The 287-nt window shown below is 47.7% G+C and carries 1 protein-coding gene; it reads right to left on the reverse strand.

Going from position 1 to position 287, the window contains the following annotated elements:
* The coding region (locus HC175_RS23310; protein WP_209310237.1) for a hypothetical protein at window positions 1-287 on the reverse strand (287 nt) is incomplete at both ends.

Raw genomic sequence — 287 nt, forward strand, 5'->3', positions numbered from 1 at the left:
TGCCCCGCTTCCGGAGCTACGCAGTTGTTTTGCGGCGCTTTGAAGAGCCTGACTAATATTTTCAGGTAAATTGTTTGAGGAAGAACCTCCTGTAACATAACCATGAAGAGCCGCAAGCGCTGTTCTCTGCTGAGAAAGCGTAAGCGGAACTCTCTTATCTGCATTTGCTCCCGACAAAGTGAAAGTAGATTCGAACTGGATATGACGGGACATTTTTCCATCCTGAGGAATGCGTCCTTTTGCATAAGCAGCATCATGACCTCCACCAGCCCAGTCTCCAAGGAAAT

It is taken from the genome of Salinimicrobium oceani (assembly GCF_012037645.1).